Genomic DNA, 15,801 nt, shown 5'->3' with positions numbered 1-15,801 from the left:
TTATCGAGTATGAGTCAAGCCTGAGAGGTGTGTCATGCAGAGGACGGACGTAGTCGTGGTCGGAGCCGGGCCCACGGGCCTTCTTCTTGCCGGCGAGCTGGCACTACAGGGTGTGCGGGTGACCGTCCTGGAGCGCCTCGATGAGCCGGATCAGACGATCAAGGCCGGTTCGATCAGCGTCGCCAGCGCCGAGATCCTCGACCGTCGAGGCTTGCTGCCTGCTGCCGAGGAGGCGCAGGCCCGCCTCATCGCGGCTGCTCGTGCGTTCGCAGGAGACACCTCGAACCGTACGGTCGGTGAACAGCTGGAGGCGGCCCGGCGGAAATCCCGCCGATTCCTGGCCGCGGGGCATTTCTCGGGGTTCATGTTCCGCAACGACCTGGTCGACCAGGACGATCCGGTCCTGGCGGCGCACACTGCGGTGTCGAACGGAATCGGCGTGCCCCAGTACGATCTCGAGCTGCTGCTCGCGGAGCATTGCGCCCGGCTCGGTGTCCGAACCCGTCGCGGTGTCGAGGTGCACAAGGTACGGAGCACGACCGGGAGCCTCCTGGACGACGCCGACGTGGTCGTCGAGACCGATGCCGGCGACTTCACGGCCGGATGGGTCGTCGCGGCCGATGGGGGACGGAGTCTGATCCGCAAACAGCTCGGTATCGACTTCGTCGGTACCGAGCCCGAGCTGGTGGGGTATCAGGCGATCGCCGATTTCGACGACACCAGCGGATTACGGCGCGGCTGGACGTGGACGCCGCGCGGTCTCTATGCCTACGGGCCGACTCCGGGACGCGTCTTCCTCGTCCGGCACGGGGTCGTCCCGGAAGACCGGAACCTTCCTGTGTCGCTGGAAGAGCTACAGGACGCCGTGCGGGATGTCACCGGGGTCCCGGTGACCGTGACGGGTATGCGCGGGCGGGCGACGCGGTTCACGGACAACACCCGGCAGGCACGGACGTACCGGCACGGCCGGGTGCTGCTGGCGGGCGACGCCGCGCATGTGCATTCGCCGCTGGGTGGCCAGGGCCTGAACCTCGGCCTGGGTGACGCGGTGAACCTCGGCTGGAAACTCGCCGCGACGATCAAGGACTGGGCGCCGGAGGGTTTGCTCGATACCTACGAAACCGAACGGCACCCCGTCGCCGCGTGGGTGCTCGACTGGACAAGGGCGCAGGTCGCCCTCATGCGTGGCGACGAGCGCACCGAGCAGCTGCGGAAGATCATCGGCGACGAGCTGATGACCGCGCCCGGAGCGATGAACCGGATGGTCGCCCTGTCCTCGGGCATCGAGCAGCGTTACGACGTCGCCGACGGTGCCGTCGCTCCCGTCGGCGCGCTCGCCGGGGATGTCGACCTGGCCTCCGAGGGCAGGCTCGCCGACCACGCCCACGACGGCCGGTTCGTCCTCGTCGACCGCTCGCACGACGGCAGGCTCGCCGACGAGGTAAGGGATTTGGAGCGGGTCGCTTACGTCGCGGACCCCACCGCGGACATGTCGCTGCCGAGCCTGCTCGTGCGGCCGGACGGCATCATCGTCTGGGCCACGACACAGGAGGAAGAGTCGGACGGCGGCGACGCCCGCAAGCGACTCGACGCCGCGATTTCGCGTTGGACAGGCTCGCGATGAGCAGGGACGGCGGCCCGTCACCGGCGAGAATCGGTCCGCTGACGACGGTGATCGTGCTCGGTGGCTTCATGGCCGGGGTCGATACGTCACTGGTCAACGTGGGGCTGGCGACGATCACCGAAGACCTGCACGCCACGCTGACCGGCGTGCAGTGGGTCACCAGCGGATATCTGCTCGCACTGGCCGCGGCGCTGCCCGCGTGCTCGTGGCTCCAACGCCGGCTCGGCGCGTCGCGGTTATGGCTGATATCTCTTCTCGGGTTCGTGGTCGCGTCACTGTTGTGCGCGGTGGCGCCCGACCTCCCGTGGCTGATCATCGCCCGCGCGGTGCAAGGCATCTGCGGTGGGCTCCTCGTGCCGACAGGGCAGAACATCGTGGCACGCGCCGTCAGCCCTGACCGGATGGGCCGCACCATGGCCACCGCCGGCCTGGTCATCCTCGCGGCGCCTGCCATCGGCCCGGCGCTGGGCGGCCTGCTCATCGACGCGTCGTCCTGGCGATGGCTCTTCGCGGTCAACCTGCCGATCGGTATCGTCGCCGCCCTGCTCGCTCTCCGCGTACTGCCGAAAGACACCCCGGATCGCGCGGCGAAGCTCGACCTGATCGGAATGGCTCTGCTGTCGACCGGGCTGCCGGCCCTGTTGTCAGGGTTGACGAACCTCGGCTCGGCCGGTCCACAAGGGACGTTCGGGCTGGTTTCCACGGCGCTGGGAGCCCTTTTGCTCGTAGCGTTCGTCGCGGACGCCTCCCGCCGTGACCGGTCGTCGAAGCGGGACAGGCTGCTGGATCTGAGCTTGTTCCGAAGAATGCCGTACGCCACCGCTCAGATCACGTTGTTCTTCACCGGGCTCAGCCTCTTCGGCGGCTTGATCCTGCTACCCCTGTACTACGAGAAGCTGCACGGCCTGACGGTCATCCACACCGGGCTGCTCCTGCTGGCATACGGTCTGGGCGCGATGGCCGCGCTCCCGGTCGGAGGCCGGATCACCGACCGCCATGGCGCCGGCGTCACCTGCGTCATCGGCCTGGCGATCACCGTGGCCGCCACGGTTCCGTTCATCTTCCTGCCCCAGAACACGAGCCTCGTGACGGTCGAGTTCCTCCAGGCGTTCCGTGGTATCGGCGTCGGTCTGGCGGGCATACCGGCGATGACCGCGGCGATGCGCGCCGCAGCCGATCAGCTGGCGGACGCCACTGTCACGTCGAACATCATCCAACGCGTCGGCGGCAGCCTCGGTAGCGCGATCATCGTCATCGTCATCGCCCGGATTCCCGGGCAACTCGCCGGATTCCAGGCCGCCCACGCGATCCTCGCGGCCGCCGCGGCGATCGCGCTCGTCGCGGCCGTCTCGCTCGCGATCGCCGAACGCCGATACCCGCAGGCGGCCGTGTCGGTACAGGCGGGCGCGGCCCATTCCTGAGCTGCGTGCCGCCGCCCGCGGCGCACCGCATGGCCGGCGGCACCCTCGAACCCCACCCTGGAAGAGGAGTGTCTTGAGCAAGACTTCCCTGTCCGTCGAACCAGCCGGTCCGTCCCGCCAGAGGGCGCCGCGTGGCTACGCCCGCGGCTTGTTCGCCGTCAACTTCGGCGTCTTCCTGGCGGCGACGACTCCGATGGCCGTCACGCTGGCGTTCAAGATCGAGCACATCTCCGCTTCCCCCGGGGAAGCGACCGCGAATCTCGCGGTGATCCTTGCCGTCGGGGCACTGTTCGGCCTCGTTGCCAACCCGGTCGCGGGTCGGCTGTCCGATCGTACGACCTCGAAGTGGGGTATGCGACGCCCCTGGATTCTCGGTGGCATGCTCGTCGGGCTCGCTGGACTCTTCATCGTCGGCATCGCGACGTCGTTCTGGGTCGTCCTCGCGGCTTGGTGTGCCGTGCAGGCCGGAACGAACGCGACCGTCGCCGCCGCGAGTGCGACCATCCCCGACCAGGTTCCTCCGTCGCGATTCGGCTCGGTGTCCGGACTCGTCGGAGTCGCGACTCCGCTGGGTGTCCTCGCCGGTTTCACCATCGTGAACTTCCTCGCCGACGATGTGCCGCGCTTCGTCGTGCCGGCGCTCATCGCGACCGCCTTGACAGTTTGGTTCGTCGTGGGGCTCGAAGACCGCGTGCTCACCGAGAAGCCCGCTCGACGGTTCACTGTCGGCCAGTTCTTCGGCTCGTTCGTCTTCAACCCGGCGAAGCACCCCGACTTCGGATGGACGTGGTTGGCGCAGTTCCTCATCATGTTCGGATACGGAGGAATCGCAAGCTACCTTCCGTACTACCTGACCGAAAAATTCGGCTTCGAGGAGCAAGACGCGATCGCGAAGGTCCTCACCGTCAACGCGGTCTCGACGGCCATGATGATGATCTCGAGTCTGGCCGGCGGGTTCCTGTCCGACAAACTGGGCAAACGTCGTCCGTTCGTCGCCGCCGCCGGGGGTTTCATCGTCGTCGGCCTTGTGTCACTCGCCTTCGCCCCGGATTTCGCGACCGTCCTCCTCGCCCAGGCGATCATCGGGATCGGCGCGGGATTGTTCTTCTCGGTGTCCCTCGCGCTCGCGACCGAAGTACTGCCTGACACCGGTGAGTCCGCGAAGGACCTCGGCGTACTCAACACGGCCGCTTCCCTGCCGCAGTCGGTCGCTCCCGCGATCGCGCCCGCGATCATCGCGCTCGGCGCTTCGACCCCACTCGGTGGATTCACGGTCTACTATCTGTTCGGCGCCATCCTCGCCCTTGCCGCCGCCGTGATCATCTATCGGGTGAAGGGCGCGAAGTGACGATCGGCGAGGTGGGCCACGCCATCGCGCTCCTGTAGTCCGTAAAGACCTCCTTCCCTGCCTTCAGGGTAGGCAAGGAGGCCTTCACGGACCCTGGCTCACCAGGCGACGGGAAGCCTTTCGACGCCGTGTACGGCTGTCATGCTCCGGAAGTCGATATCCGCCGGATCGACATCAAGGCGGAGTCCGGGGAAGTGCCGCAGCAAGGCCGGTAGCGCGATCCGCAGCTCCATCCTGGCCAGCGGCGCGCCGATACAGTGGTGGATGCCGTGGCCGAAAGCCACATGAGGAACCGGTTTCCGTGCGATGTCGAAGTCGTCCGGGGCGGTGACGAGGTCGGTGTCCCGGTTGGCCATCGGCAGAGACAGCATCACCAGATCGCCCGTGCGCATTTCCTGCCCGCCGACGGCGGTGTCCGTCATGACGGTCCGGGGCAGACCGGAGTGCACCGGAGTGAGGAAACGGAGCAGTTCTTCGACGGCGTCGTCGACACGCTGAGGTTCGTCGCGGACCGCGGCCAGCTGTCCGGGATGCTCGAGTAACAGCGCGGTGCCCGCGCCCAGGGTGTTGGCGGTGGTCTCGTGTCCCGCGATGAGCAGCACAAGGGCGATACCGACCAGCTCGTCGTGACTGATGTCCTGATCGTGTTCGCGGATCAGCATGCCGATCAAGTCGTCGCCGGGGGCTACGCGGTGCCGGTCGACGAGATCGCTCATGTAGGAGCGAAGCGCGATGAACGCGTCGGTCTGTTCCTCCTTCGAGGTGGTCTGCCGAAGTTGAACGGACGACAGGTGCTGGAACAGTTCCCTGTCGGAGTAGGGAACTCCGAGGAGTTCGCAGATGACCAAGGAGGGGATGGGCAACGCGAAGCCCTGGACGAGGTCGGCCGGCGAGCCGGTCTCCCGCATGTCGTCCAGAACTTCGTCGACGACTGCCCGTACTCGAGGCTCCAGCGCGCGCATGCGGCGCATCGTGAACTCCGGGGTGAGCAGGCGGCGCAGGCGGGTGTGTTCAGGCGGGTCCTGGCCGACCATGAAGGACGCCGCGTCGGTGAATCGCTGCTCGCCGGGAGGGGCGGAATCGGGTGATGAGGACGGGGTCGAGTGGCGGGCGAGCCCCGCGCTGCTGAACAAGCCGGCGTCACCGAGTACGGCGCGAACATCCTCATGGCGGGTGACCACCCAGGCGGATACCCCGAAATCGGTGGTGTCCGTTCTGGTCGGCCTGCCCGTGTGTGCGCGTTCGGCGAGGTCGGATCCCGGGCTGTAGCGATCGCGCGACATGGTGATCGGACGCGGCGTCGGCGTCATGACTGCTCCCATCGACAAGACAGACTTACTTGATAAACTTACTTGGTAAGTTTATCGGGTTGACTGTGGTCGTGCCAGGTTGGACGGGATTTGCTGATCCGATAAACTTATTGGGTAAAGATCATCGCTGTGAGGGAGCTCTTCCAATGCCGAACCGAGGAGACCGTGGCGGTTTGAAGACGCGAGCTCGCATCGCCGAGATCGCGACTCGACTGTTCCTGGAGCGCGGCTTCGACGAGGTCACGATCGCCGAGGTCGCCGCGGCCGCCGGCGTGTCCAAGGTGACCGTGTTCTCGCACTTCGAGCGCAAGGAGGACCTGCTGTTCGACCGTCTCCCCGACGTCGCCGACATCGTGCGAACAGCGATCCGCGAGCGGGACGACGCCGTCGGCGCTGTCGAGGCGCTCCGTCAGGCCACTGTCGCACTCGCGGAGAAACGTCATGTGCTCTCGGGCCTGGACGGAGACCTCGAGCCGATGATGCGGACGGTCATGGAATCGCCCGCCTTGATCGCGCGGCTCCGCACCTTCGCGTACGAGATCGAAACAGAGCTGGCAACCGAGCTCCACTCGGACCCGGGGTACTCCGGCGACAGCGCACTGGCCGCGGCCTTGCTCGTCGCCGCTTACCGGACGGTCGCCGCCGAGACGGTACGACGGCAACTCGCCGGGGATGACCTCGCCGACGTCGCTTCATCCCACCTTCAACGCCTGAAGGAGGCGTTCGACGCCGTCCAACGCGGCATCGAGGGCGCCTGAGCGTGCCGTGTCATCCTTCTGACACCCGGCCTCATGCGGGGTTTGCATGGGCGGTGCCGATTCGACATTGGACAGTGCCGAGCCGGGCCCCGCACGATGGGTTTCGTGGTACAGACGACGCGTTTCGCACGCTTCCCGCTCGGACATTTCCCGACCCCGCTCGAGCCGATGGAACGGTTGGCTTCGGTGTTGAGCCGGAAGTATCGGCGAGTGCCGAACCTCTGGATCAAACGCGACGATTGCACCGGGCTGGCCACCGGTGGCAACAAGACACGCAAGCTCGAGTTCCTCGTCGGGGAAGCGCTGGAACAGGGCGCCGACACCTTGATCACCCAGGGCGCCACGCAGTCCAACCACGCTCGGCAGACCGCGGCGGCCGCGGCCCGGGCAGGTCTGGAATGCCGGCTGCTGCTCGAACAGCGCCAGATTCGTGACGAGGAATACGAGCGTTCCGGCAACGTGCTGCTCGACGAACTGCTCGGAGCGCAGATCGTGGACCGGCTGCCGGCCGGCACCGACATGGCGGCGGCGATGGATTCCCTCGCCGACGACCTGCGTGCCGAGGGACGGAAGCCCTACGTGATCCCCGGCGGCGGCTCGAACCCGGTCGGCGCGCTCGGCTACGTCGAGTGCGCGGCAGAGCTGGACGCCGCCCCGGTGCCGGTGGACTGGGTCGTGCACGCCACCGGCAGTACCGGGACCCAGGCGGGGCTCGTCGCGGGGTTGCGCGCGGTGCACAGTCCGGCGCTGGTGCTCGGCGTAAGTGTGCGTCAGCCGGAACAGAAGCAGGTCGACGCGGTGTACACGCTCGCCGCGCGGACCGGGGAGTTGCTGGGCGCCGAGGTCCTCCGCGACGACGTGCTGGTGGACGACCGCTGGGTCGGTGACGGGTACGGCGTGCCCACCGAGGCGATGACCGACGCGATGTCGCTGCTCGCGACGACCGAGGGCATCCTGCTGGACCCGGTCTACTCGGGAAAGGGGTTCGCCGGCCTGCTCGGAGCCATCGCCGACGAGCGGTTCGACGAAACCGACAACGTGGTGTTCGTGCACACCGGCGGAGTCGCGGGATTGTTCGGCTACCGATCGACCTTCCAGTGAGGGCCTCGGCGTACCGGCGGCCGCTGGCGGGCATCCTCGGTGGCATGGGGCCTGCGGCGACCGCCGAGTTCTACGCCAAGGTCATCGCACGCACGCCGGCGGTTCGCGATCAGGACCACGTTCGAGTGGTCATCTGGGCGGATCCGACGGTGCCGGACCGGGTGGCCGCGTTGCTCGACGGGAGCACCGATCCCTATCCCGCGCTGCTGGAGGGCGCGCTCAAGTTGCGCGATCTGGACGCGACGGTGATCGCGATCCCGTGTCATACGGCGCAGTACTTCATTCCGAAACTGGCCGCGGACACCGGGATGCGCTTCCTGGACATGGTGGCCGAGACGGCGGCCGCGCTGTCCGCGCGCACTGGTCCGGTCGGCTTGCTCGGCACGCGCGGCACGCTGGCAAGCGGCCTTTACCAGAACATGCTGGCGGGTACCGAGCTGATCTTGCCGTCAGAGCCAACGCAAACCGAAGTCGATCAAGCCATCGCCGCGGTGAAACGGGGTGACGCGCGGCAGGGTGGGGCCCATCTCGACCGCGCGCTGGCGGCGCTCGACGCGCCTTTGACGATATTGGCGTGTACCGAACTTCCGCTCGCGGCCAGGTACACCACGAGCGAGGGCGAGCTGCTCGACCCGACTGATCTCCTGGCCGATGCGCTCATCCAGTGCTGCTGGTGAGACCGGCGTTCCGCCAGACGGTGTCGGTTTGACGCGGCGTGTGATCACCGCGCGTCCGGTAGAGCCGGATCTCCAGTCGCGCGGTCAACGACGCATCGTCGAGCAAGCGAATCCGCTCGTCCTCGAGTGCCTGCCGCATCAGCAGTTCCGGTAGCCAGCCGACTCCGTCGCCCGCGAGGACCATCGCGGCGAGTGCCGCGGTGAAGTCGCTCTGCATCACCGGCCGCACGGAGACCCGGTGCTCGGTGAGGATCCGGTCGGTGACCCGGCCGAAGAAGGTGCCCTGGCCATGGGTGACCACTGGGACGGGGAAGGCGTCGGTGCCGGGCAGGGTATGCGTTGTGCCTGCCGCGGCGAACGGAGCGAGCCGATCGGTGGCGACGGTCATCGACTCGACGTCGCCGCCGGGCATGGCCGGTGGCATCGCCGGATCCGCGTACACCAGCAGCAAGTCGCAACCTCCGTGAAGCAAGGTGTCATAGGCGTCGTGGGTGTTCGACGCCAGCAGGACGCACGGTCCGCCGCCACTGCGCGACCACCAATGGCTGAAGAAGGGACCCGCGAGTGTGTGCGTGGCGGCGACGCGGACGGCGTCTCGTGGCGAGCGCCGCCGACCGCGGATCTCGTCACGGACCGTGTGCAGGCCGGCGACCGTCTCCAGTGCGCCGGCCCGCACCTTCGCGCCGGCCGCGGTCAACGCCACCGGGAAGGTGGAGCGATCCACCAGTTCCTCGCCGAACCACAGCTCAAGGGCACGGATCCGTCGGCTGAACGCCGGCTGGCTGAGGTGCTGTGCCTCCGCCGCCCTGGTGAAACTCTCGTGCTCGGTGAGGGCCAGGAAGCTCTCCAGCCAGCCGATATCCACAGAGTTACAGTCCTCGCGTGATCGTGATGCGGCGTGATGGGGAACACAGTAGTAGTCGGTCTCCATTCTCAACACTTCGCCGTCGGCGTGCGTAAACCCCGGCGAACCAAGAGATGAGGTGTGCGGGTGAGGGTACGACGGTCTAAGGACGACGACGTCCTCGCCGAGTCCATACGCAGCGAAAGCGACGTCCGGCAGGCGTATGCGCGGTACGGCGGGCAGCTGTTCGGCTTCGCCTTCAACGCGCTCGATGACCGGCAGCTGGCCGAGGACGTGGTGCAGGAGACGTTCGTGCGGGCGTGGCGCGCCAGCGGGCGTTTCGATCCCGACCGCGGCAGTTTGCGCACGTGGTTGTTCGGGATAACGCGAAACCTCGTGATCGACGCGACGCGGCGGCGCGCGAGCCGTCCCGTGCCCACCGAGGCGGAGCCGACACAGCGGACCGACGACCCTTTCGATCGTCTGCTGGTGGGGATCCAGCTCGACGAGGCGATGCACAAGCTCAGCGACCCCCATCGCGAAATCGTCCTGGCCGTGCACGTGGAAGGCCACACGTGTGCCGACTACGCTGCCGAAAACTCCATTTCGGCATCAACCGCGAGGAGCAGGCTGTATTACGGGATCCGTGCACTCCGCTTGATCCTGGAGGAGAACGGGGGACTCGTACGATGAACGAGCACTGCTTGCAAACCCGCGGTGAGGCGACCGAACTGTTGATGCTCGGCCGCCCGTTGACCGCCGAGCTGTCCTTGCACGTCGCATCCTGTTCGGCGTGCGCGCGGGAGATCGCCGAGGTTCGGGAGGTCGTAGCTACCTTCGCCTACGCCGAGGGCAATCGGCCGCCTGCCGTTTCCCCGGAACTCGGACCCCGGATCGAAGCCGAGTTGCGGGCCGCGACGGGGGCCCGGCGGGTTCGGCGGCTCGTGCTCGCCGCAGCCGCCTTCGTACTGGTGATGGCTGTGGCGGTGGGAAGTCTCGTGATGGTGTCCGGGTCCTCGCCGGTTCAGCAGATCGCCTTGGAGCGTGACGGTCTCATGGTGTCGCAGCCCTGGGGTACGGAGGTGCCGATCATGCTCAATGGCCTGCGGCATGGCGAGACCTATCAACTGGTGACGGTCGGGCTCGAGGGGCGGAGCGTGCCCGCGGGCAGCGTGCGTGCCGAAGGCCCTGGTCCGTTCCGGGCACGCATGGTCACGGCGATGTCCCGTGATTCCATCACCGCGCTGCTGGTGCGCGATGACGACGGCCGTCAGGTCGCGCAGTTGCCGGTGGCCCCTCGGGGCTGACGAACGGAGTGCGCCGTGACGATCCGGCTGGTCGTCCTGAGCGACAGGCACACGCGCCGCCCGCCTGCCCGACCGGTCGGCACTATGGAGAGGGAGCCGAACACGATGTCCCCCGACGCCGAGGTCGAGTGGCCGCCGTTGCCCGCCCGTGTTGACGGTATCGACCGGACACGCCTGCCCGCTCTGCTGGTGTGTTGCATCATCGCCGAGCAGTTCCCGCCGCTGGCGCTGAACGACCGCGCGATTCCCGAGCAGCAGATCCGGCACACCGTGCGCCGCCTCATCTTGGAGATGCCCCCTAGGTATCTCCTCGGATGGCGGGGTCGCTGCGCGGTACACCATGTCCGGTGGGACAACGCTCGTACCACCACTGCCGCACTGTACGGCCGCCGGTTGGCCGGTGCGGAAACGCTACCTGACGTCTTCGGGTTGGCCGACATCGTGATCCACGACGATCCGGCACCGGCCGGTCGCGTGCCCTGGGTGAAAGGACAAAGCTGACATGCGCGCGATCGAGGCGGTCACGGATATTTCGGTAGGTCCGCGAGTGGTGTGGGCGGTGCTGACCGATTTCCCGAGCTATCCGGAGTGGGCTCCCTACCTCCAGGAGATCGACGGCCGCCCGGAGGTGGGTGCCTCCCTGCGTCTTGTGCAGGGGCCGCCTGGCGCCAAGCCGTACGTAGTCCGTGTCCCAGTCGTGGAAGCCACGCCGGGTGCCAGGTTGGCGTGGTCGGCGGTGATTCCCGGAGCGGCCTGGTTGCCTGCGTTCGTTTTCACCGGAACGCACGAGTTCGTTCTGAGCCCACTTCCCGATGGCACGACCAGGTTGACACATCGCGAACACTTCGGTGGTCTGGTGTCCCGGTTGTCCAAAGAAGGGCCAAAAGGGGCCGACGAGGGTTTCGCGGCCTTCAACAACGCGATGAAGGACCGCTGCGAGAAGTTGGTGTCCGGTCTCCTCGCGCTCGAGTAACGGCGAGCATGACGCAAGTCATGCCGTCCCCTTTGGACACTGCCACCACCGGGATGCGTACCCCTCACGTAAAGGCGCACGGTGAACAACCGGCCGGAGCTGAAGAGCCGGTCCTTTCGCCTGCCGGGAATCCGACAATGTCGCTTTCGTGACCGGAGTGTGCCCAATTCTCCCGCGATGGAGGTTTTTCGTGCTTTCTGTCCGACATCTAGCAGGTGCGACCGCCGGCTTCGTGTGTCTGGGGGCCACGGCCTTCGGTGCGGTGGCCTCCGCCAAGGTCGATCCGACGCAGGCCGCCGTCGCACCGGTGACCGCCGCCGCGGCGGAGACCGGCAAACAGGTGCCCATCCCCATTTCGGGTCGGGATCGCGTCTACACCGCCGATCAGACCTCCAACACCGTGTCGGTGATCGATCCGTCCACCAATCGCACCCTTGGCACGATCGCCCTCGGCGCGCAGCGGCTGGGTGCCTCCTTCAGCCCGCAGTACCTTGAGAACACCGGGGTGCACGGGCTGGCCTACACCCGCGATCACAAGCGGCTCGGCGTGGTCAGTGTCACCAGCAACACGGTGACCGTGATCGACACCGCCACCAACAAGGTCCTCAACCAGACCGACGTCGGCCGTGCCGCGCACGAAGGCACCTTCACCGCCGACGGCAAGGAATTCTGGGTGGCCAACCGCGGTCGTGACACGGTCACGATCTCCGACGCCGAGCACGGCGGGGTGCTCGCCAACCTGCCGGTGGGGGCGGGTCCGTCGAAGGTGCTGCTGAGCCCGGACGGCAAGCTCGCCTACGTCAACCACATCAAGCTGGCCGAGATCACCGTCATCGACGTCGCGGCACGCAAGGTCGTCGATCACATCACCGGTCTCGGCAGCACCTTCTCCTCGGATCAGGCCATCTCGCCGGACGGCAAGGAACTGTGGGCGTCGCACAAGTCGTTCGGCAAGATCAGTGTGGTCGACCTGGTCAACCGCAAGGTCACCACGGTGCTCGAGACGGGGCCGGACACCAACCACCCCGCGTTCGCCGACACCGGCAAGGGCTCGTTCGCGTATTTGACCGTCGGTGGGCTCGACAAGACGGTCGTGTACCGCCGCACCGCGAGCGGTGTCCCCGAGGTGGTCACCGAGATCCCCAACAACGGGCACGCGCCACACGGCATCTGGGCCAGTGGTGACAGCACCCGGGTGTACGTCGGGCTGGAGAAGTCCGACAAGGTCGACGTCATCGACACCGCCACCAACAAGGTGACGAACACCATCGGAGTCGGCCAGGAACCGCAGGCCCTGGTCTACGTGCCGGACGCCGCCCCCGCGGGATCGGCGCCGGGCCTCGGCAAGCAAGGACTCGGTGGCACTCCGGAGAACGTGGACACCGTTCTGCCCAACGGAAGGCCGGGCGACCCCATGCGTCCCGGGAACAAAGGCCGCGTGCTCGAGGCCACCGTCAGGCAGGTCAGTGGGCTCGACATGATCCAGCTCCAGGCCCGTGAACTGGAGCCGACCACCACCTATCAAGCCTTCTCCGTCGATCGCTGGGGCCGCCGGACGCCGCTGGTCTCGTTCACCACCGACGCCTCGGGCTCCGCGCCCCAGGTGCTGGCGTTCGCCGACTTCCAGGGCCGCCGTATCGCGATCGAATCCCAGGGCAAGGCGACCCAGCAGACCCTCGCGCAGGCCGTGAGCAAGTCTTCGCACCATGGCTCCGGCGGCTCCAGTGGTTCCGACGCGCCTGACGGCCGTGTCGAGACGGCCGACCTCCTCTACTGCGACTGCTGCTGAGGTCGACATGAAGCACAGGGAACTGTCACGTCGGGCCGGGGGCGGCGCGCGTTCGCCACGCCGGTGGGGCCGTGCGGCGATGACCGTGGTGGGCGCGTGCGCCGCCGCGATGGTGATGCTCGCGGGAACGGCTTCCGCGCATGTCAAGGTCTTCGCCGACGGTGCGGTGGCCGGGAAGCCGGCGACCCTCAAGTTCCGTGTTCCTTCGGAGCTGGCGTCGGTCACGACGATCCGCGTCGACGTCGCCTTGCCGAAGGAGGTCGCCGCCACGTCGTTCCCGCCTGTCGAGGGATGGGCTCACGCGCAGACTCAGGGTGGGCAGGACAACCTCGCTCACGTCGTTTGGACGGCGGAAGCGGGCAAGGAGATCAAGCCCGACGAAAGCCGGTACTTCGAGCTGGGTGTGGGGCCTCTGCCCGCGAAGCCCAGCCTGGGCTTCGACGTGGTCCAGACCTATTCGGACGGGACGGTGGTGAAGTGGAACGAACCGGAAGTCGGTTCCAAGGAACCGGAGTTCCCTTCCGCGGTGCTCGTTCTGGACGCGGCCGCGGTCGCCGCGGAGAAGCAGGCTCAGGCGGCTTCGGGGCCTGAGGTCGCTGCCACTTCGATGCCGGCCGCCGCGGAAGCGGGCGACGACACTTGGCTGGTCTGGGTTCTGACCGGCGTGGCCGCTCTCGCCGTTGTCACCGCACTGGGTGTGATCGTGAGAACCCGTCGCAAGGTCAGCTGAGAAATCAAGCGCTCGTGAGATTTGTGGCCGAGTCTGTGCCGTGAAGGCCTCCTTGAGGGACCCAGAGTCCTTCAAGGAGGCCTTCACGGCCACGCCGGCGCTTGCCGCCCGATAACGCTCGTTGTCGCTCACGACCCCTTCGGCTTGTCCTTTATGGACAGTCGGCTCGATGTCGTCGATACATCTCACGACTTTGGTCAGTGGAGTCGCTCGGTGAGTACTCGCAGTTCCCGTTCGAAGAGAGCGTCGGCGTCCAGGTGCATCGCGGTGAAGCCACCGCCCAGCTCGAGGCTCACGATTCCGTGCAGGCGTGCCCACACCGACACGGCCAGATGGAACTCTTCGGTGCCGGCGCTTCGTGCGGCGAGGACTTCGTCGCCGGTCGCCGGTACGGGTTTCTTGATCGGCGCCTCTGCGTCGTCGATGCCGTGAAGAGTGGCGAGCAAGACCTCCATGAGCGAGCGCGCGGCGGCGGCGAGCGGTTCGCTGTGCGCGTCGTATCCCGGCAGTGGCGGCTTGAACAGCAGTTCGTAGCGGTGAGGTTCGCTGAGCGCCCAGGCCCGGTACGCGCGCGCCAATCCGCGCACCCGTGCTTCGGGGGCGAGAGGGGCCTTTCTGTCTTCGAACTCCCTTTTCAGCGCACGGCTCAGGTCGCCGTACGCGTCGACGACCAGGGCGGTCAGCAGGTCATCGCGATTGGCGAAGTAGCGGTAGAGCGCGGTGCCGGAAACGCCGAGCTGCTTGGCGATGGCCTTGATCGAGATCGACTGTGCCCCACCTGTGGTCAGCTGCTCCAGCGCTGCTGCCTTGATGTCTTCGCGAACCTGCTCGCGGAACCGCTCCCGCATCGTGTTGCGGGCGGCTACTGGTCGCATCAGACCTCCTTCTCTCTCGAACAAACCTTAACACCCGCTCCTGGATGTGAGAGGGGCGCACAAAAAGTTCCATGGCAACCGTTGGTGTATCAACTCTCGCATGTTACAGTCTCTAACCATCGAGTCACCGTCGCACCGAACAGTCTGAGGAGAAGACTCGTGAAGACATCAAAAGTGCTCGTGACCGGTGCCACCAGGGGGATCGGTGCGCTGGTGGTTCCGGCGTTGCGGGCTCGCGGGCTCCGGGTGCGGGCGATGGTGCGCACACCGGGCAGGGAGAAGACGTTGCCGGAGGGGGTCGAATTCGCCTTCGCCGACCTGCGCGACCCGAAGAGCGTCGCCGCCGCTCTGCACGGCGTGGATGGGGTCTTCCTGAACAGTCCTTCCACGCCGGACGCCGTCGACCTCCAGATCCGGTTCGCGGACCTCGCGATGCGCGCGGGGGTTTCGCAGCTGGTCCTGTTGTCCCAGTACGAGGCCAGGACCAACTCTCGGGCGCGGTTCCTGCGCTGGCACGCCGCTGTGGAGGCGCACGTGCGGACCCTCGATCTCGAACACACCGTGCTGCGCCCCAATCTGTTCATGCAGGGACTGTTGCGTTTCTCCAGTGCGATCCGGGCGAACGGTGCTTTCGCGGCCTCGATCGGTGCTGCACCGGTCAGCCTGGTCGATACCCGCGACATCGCCGATGTGGCGGCGCTCGTGTTCGCCGAGCCCGGGCACAATGGCCGCACGTACTCCCTGACCGGTCCACAAGCGGTGACCCATGGCGAGATCGCCGGAGCGTTGTCCGTGGCGACCGGGAGGCCGGTCACCTTCACGGATCTTTCCGTCACGGCCTTCGCCGCGTCGCTGCGCGGGGTCATGCCGGACTGGCAGGCCGCGGGCCTGGCCGAGGACTACGCGCACTACGCCCGGGGTGAGGCGGCCCGGGTCCACCCGGACGTCGCCGATCTCATTGGCCGCCCCGCCCGTGACCTGGCCGGGTTCGCCCAAGATTTCGCCGGGGCCTTCACGCCGCCGCGAGTACCGAACCACGTCTGA

Annotated in this window: 16 protein-coding genes; 13 read left to right on the top strand and 3 right to left on the bottom strand. The window is 67.2% G+C overall.

Annotated elements, in window-relative coordinates; translation table 11 throughout:
• The first annotated feature begins 34 nt into the window (after nucleotides 1–34).
• From DL991_RS39910 to DL991_RS39900, 3 genes are all read left to right on the top strand, one after another.
• Nucleotides 35–1,624 (top strand): FAD-dependent oxidoreductase, encoded by a 1,590-nt coding sequence (locus DL991_RS39910; protein WP_125789525.1) that lies wholly within the window; start codon nucleotides 35–37, stop codon nucleotides 1,622–1,624.
• The gene (locus DL991_RS39905) at nucleotides 1,621–3,045 is read left to right on the top strand and encodes a DHA2 family efflux MFS transporter permease subunit (protein ID WP_125789524.1); all 1,425 of its coding nucleotides are present in this window, start codon (nucleotides 1,621–1,623) and stop codon (nucleotides 3,043–3,045) included. Before DL991_RS39910 ends, DL991_RS39905 begins: the two co-directional genes overlap by 4 nt.
• Before the next feature lie 73 nt (nucleotides 3,046–3,118).
• A complete protein-coding gene (locus DL991_RS39900) occupies nucleotides 3,119–4,393 on the top strand; it encodes an MFS transporter (protein ID WP_125789523.1) in 1,275 nt (424 codons plus the stop codon).
• A gap of 98 nt (nucleotides 4,394–4,491) precedes the next feature.
• Here the strand turns inward: DL991_RS39900 and DL991_RS39895 are convergent, their stop codons facing one another.
• Nucleotides 4,492–5,703 carry a cytochrome P450 gene (locus DL991_RS39895; RefSeq protein ID WP_125789522.1) on the bottom strand — a complete coding sequence of 404 codons (1,212 nt, stop codon included), beginning with the start codon at nucleotides 5,701–5,703 and terminating at the stop codon, nucleotides 4,492–4,494.
• A 173-nt stretch (nucleotides 5,704–5,876) separates the two neighbouring features.
• Here DL991_RS39895 and DL991_RS39890 point away from each other — a divergent pair, with 173 nt between their 5' ends.
• From DL991_RS39890 to DL991_RS39880, 3 genes are all read left to right on the top strand, one after another.
• The gene (locus DL991_RS39890) at nucleotides 5,877–6,461 is read left to right on the top strand and encodes a TetR/AcrR family transcriptional regulator (protein ID WP_233599271.1); all 585 of its coding nucleotides are present in this window, start codon (nucleotides 5,877–5,879) and stop codon (nucleotides 6,459–6,461) included.
• A gap of 96 nt (nucleotides 6,462–6,557) precedes the next feature.
• Nucleotides 6,558–7,562, top strand: a complete 1,005-nt coding sequence (locus DL991_RS39885) for a D-cysteine desulfhydrase (protein WP_125789520.1) — start codon at nucleotides 6,558–6,560, stop codon at nucleotides 7,560–7,562.
• Between the two features lie 44 nt (nucleotides 7,563–7,606).
• A complete protein-coding gene (locus DL991_RS39880) occupies nucleotides 7,607–8,239 on the top strand; it encodes an aspartate/glutamate racemase family protein (RefSeq protein ID WP_125789519.1) in 633 nt (210 codons plus the stop codon).
• On the opposite strand, the gene DL991_RS39875 is transcribed toward DL991_RS39880, so the two are convergent.
• The gene (locus DL991_RS39875; protein ID WP_158632646.1) at nucleotides 8,220–9,104 is read right to left on the bottom strand and encodes a LysR family transcriptional regulator; all 885 of its coding nucleotides are present in this window, start codon (nucleotides 9,102–9,104) and stop codon (nucleotides 8,220–8,222) included. The two genes, DL991_RS39880 and DL991_RS39875, sit on opposite strands and share 20 nt — an antisense overlap.
• Nucleotides 9,105–9,230: 126 nt before the next feature.
• Here DL991_RS39875 and DL991_RS39870 point away from each other — a divergent pair, with 126 nt between their 5' ends.
• The 6 genes from DL991_RS39870 (at nucleotide 9,231) to DL991_RS39845 (ending at nucleotide 13,882) form a co-directional block, all read left to right on the top strand.
• The gene (locus tag DL991_RS39870) at nucleotides 9,231–9,776 is read left to right on the top strand and encodes a sigma-70 family RNA polymerase sigma factor (RefSeq protein ID WP_158632647.1); all 546 of its coding nucleotides are present in this window, start codon (nucleotides 9,231–9,233) and stop codon (nucleotides 9,774–9,776) included.
• Nucleotides 9,773–10,390: an anti-sigma factor gene (locus tag DL991_RS39865; RefSeq protein ID WP_125789516.1), complete on the top strand. Its 618-nt coding sequence runs from the start codon at nucleotides 9,773–9,775 to the stop codon at nucleotides 10,388–10,390. The genes DL991_RS39870 and DL991_RS39865 overlap by 4 nt, the downstream gene beginning before the upstream one ends.
• Before the next feature lie 15 nt (nucleotides 10,391–10,405).
• Entirely contained in the window at nucleotides 10,406–10,891 is a 486-nt protein-coding gene (locus DL991_RS39860; protein WP_125789515.1) for a hypothetical protein, read from the top strand.
• Nucleotide 10,892: 1 nt separating this feature from the next.
• Entirely contained in the window at nucleotides 10,893–11,363 is a 471-nt protein-coding gene (locus DL991_RS39855; protein ID WP_125789514.1) for an SRPBCC domain-containing protein, read from the top strand.
• A 262-nt stretch (nucleotides 11,364–11,625) separates the two neighbouring features.
• Entirely contained in the window at nucleotides 11,626–13,152 is a 1,527-nt protein-coding gene (locus DL991_RS39850; protein ID WP_158634499.1) for a beta-propeller fold lactonase family protein, read from the top strand.
• A gap of 79 nt (nucleotides 13,153–13,231) precedes the next feature.
• Complete coding sequence (locus DL991_RS39845; RefSeq protein WP_158634498.1) at nucleotides 13,232–13,882, top strand: DUF1775 domain-containing protein; 651 nt, start codon at nucleotides 13,232–13,234, stop codon at nucleotides 13,880–13,882.
• A gap of 197 nt (nucleotides 13,883–14,079) precedes the next feature.
• Here DL991_RS39845 and DL991_RS39840 read toward each other — a convergent pair whose 3' ends face one another.
• Entirely contained in the window at nucleotides 14,080–14,757 is a 678-nt protein-coding gene (locus DL991_RS39840; RefSeq protein ID WP_125789511.1) for a TetR/AcrR family transcriptional regulator, read from the bottom strand.
• Nucleotides 14,758–14,916: 159 nt separating this feature from the next.
• Between DL991_RS39840 and DL991_RS39835 the strand changes: the two genes are divergently transcribed.
• Nucleotides 14,917–15,801, top strand: coding sequence for an SDR family oxidoreductase (locus tag DL991_RS39835; RefSeq protein WP_125789510.1), 885 nt, complete (start codon nucleotides 14,917–14,919; stop codon nucleotides 15,799–15,801).

Source organism: Amycolatopsis sp. WAC 01375 (assembly GCF_003947325.1).
In the GTDB taxonomy this organism is placed as follows: domain Bacteria; phylum Actinomycetota; class Actinomycetes; order Mycobacteriales; family Pseudonocardiaceae; genus Amycolatopsis.
Note: the sequence above shows the minus strand (reverse complement) of the source record. Positions and strands in the feature narration are given on the sequence as shown.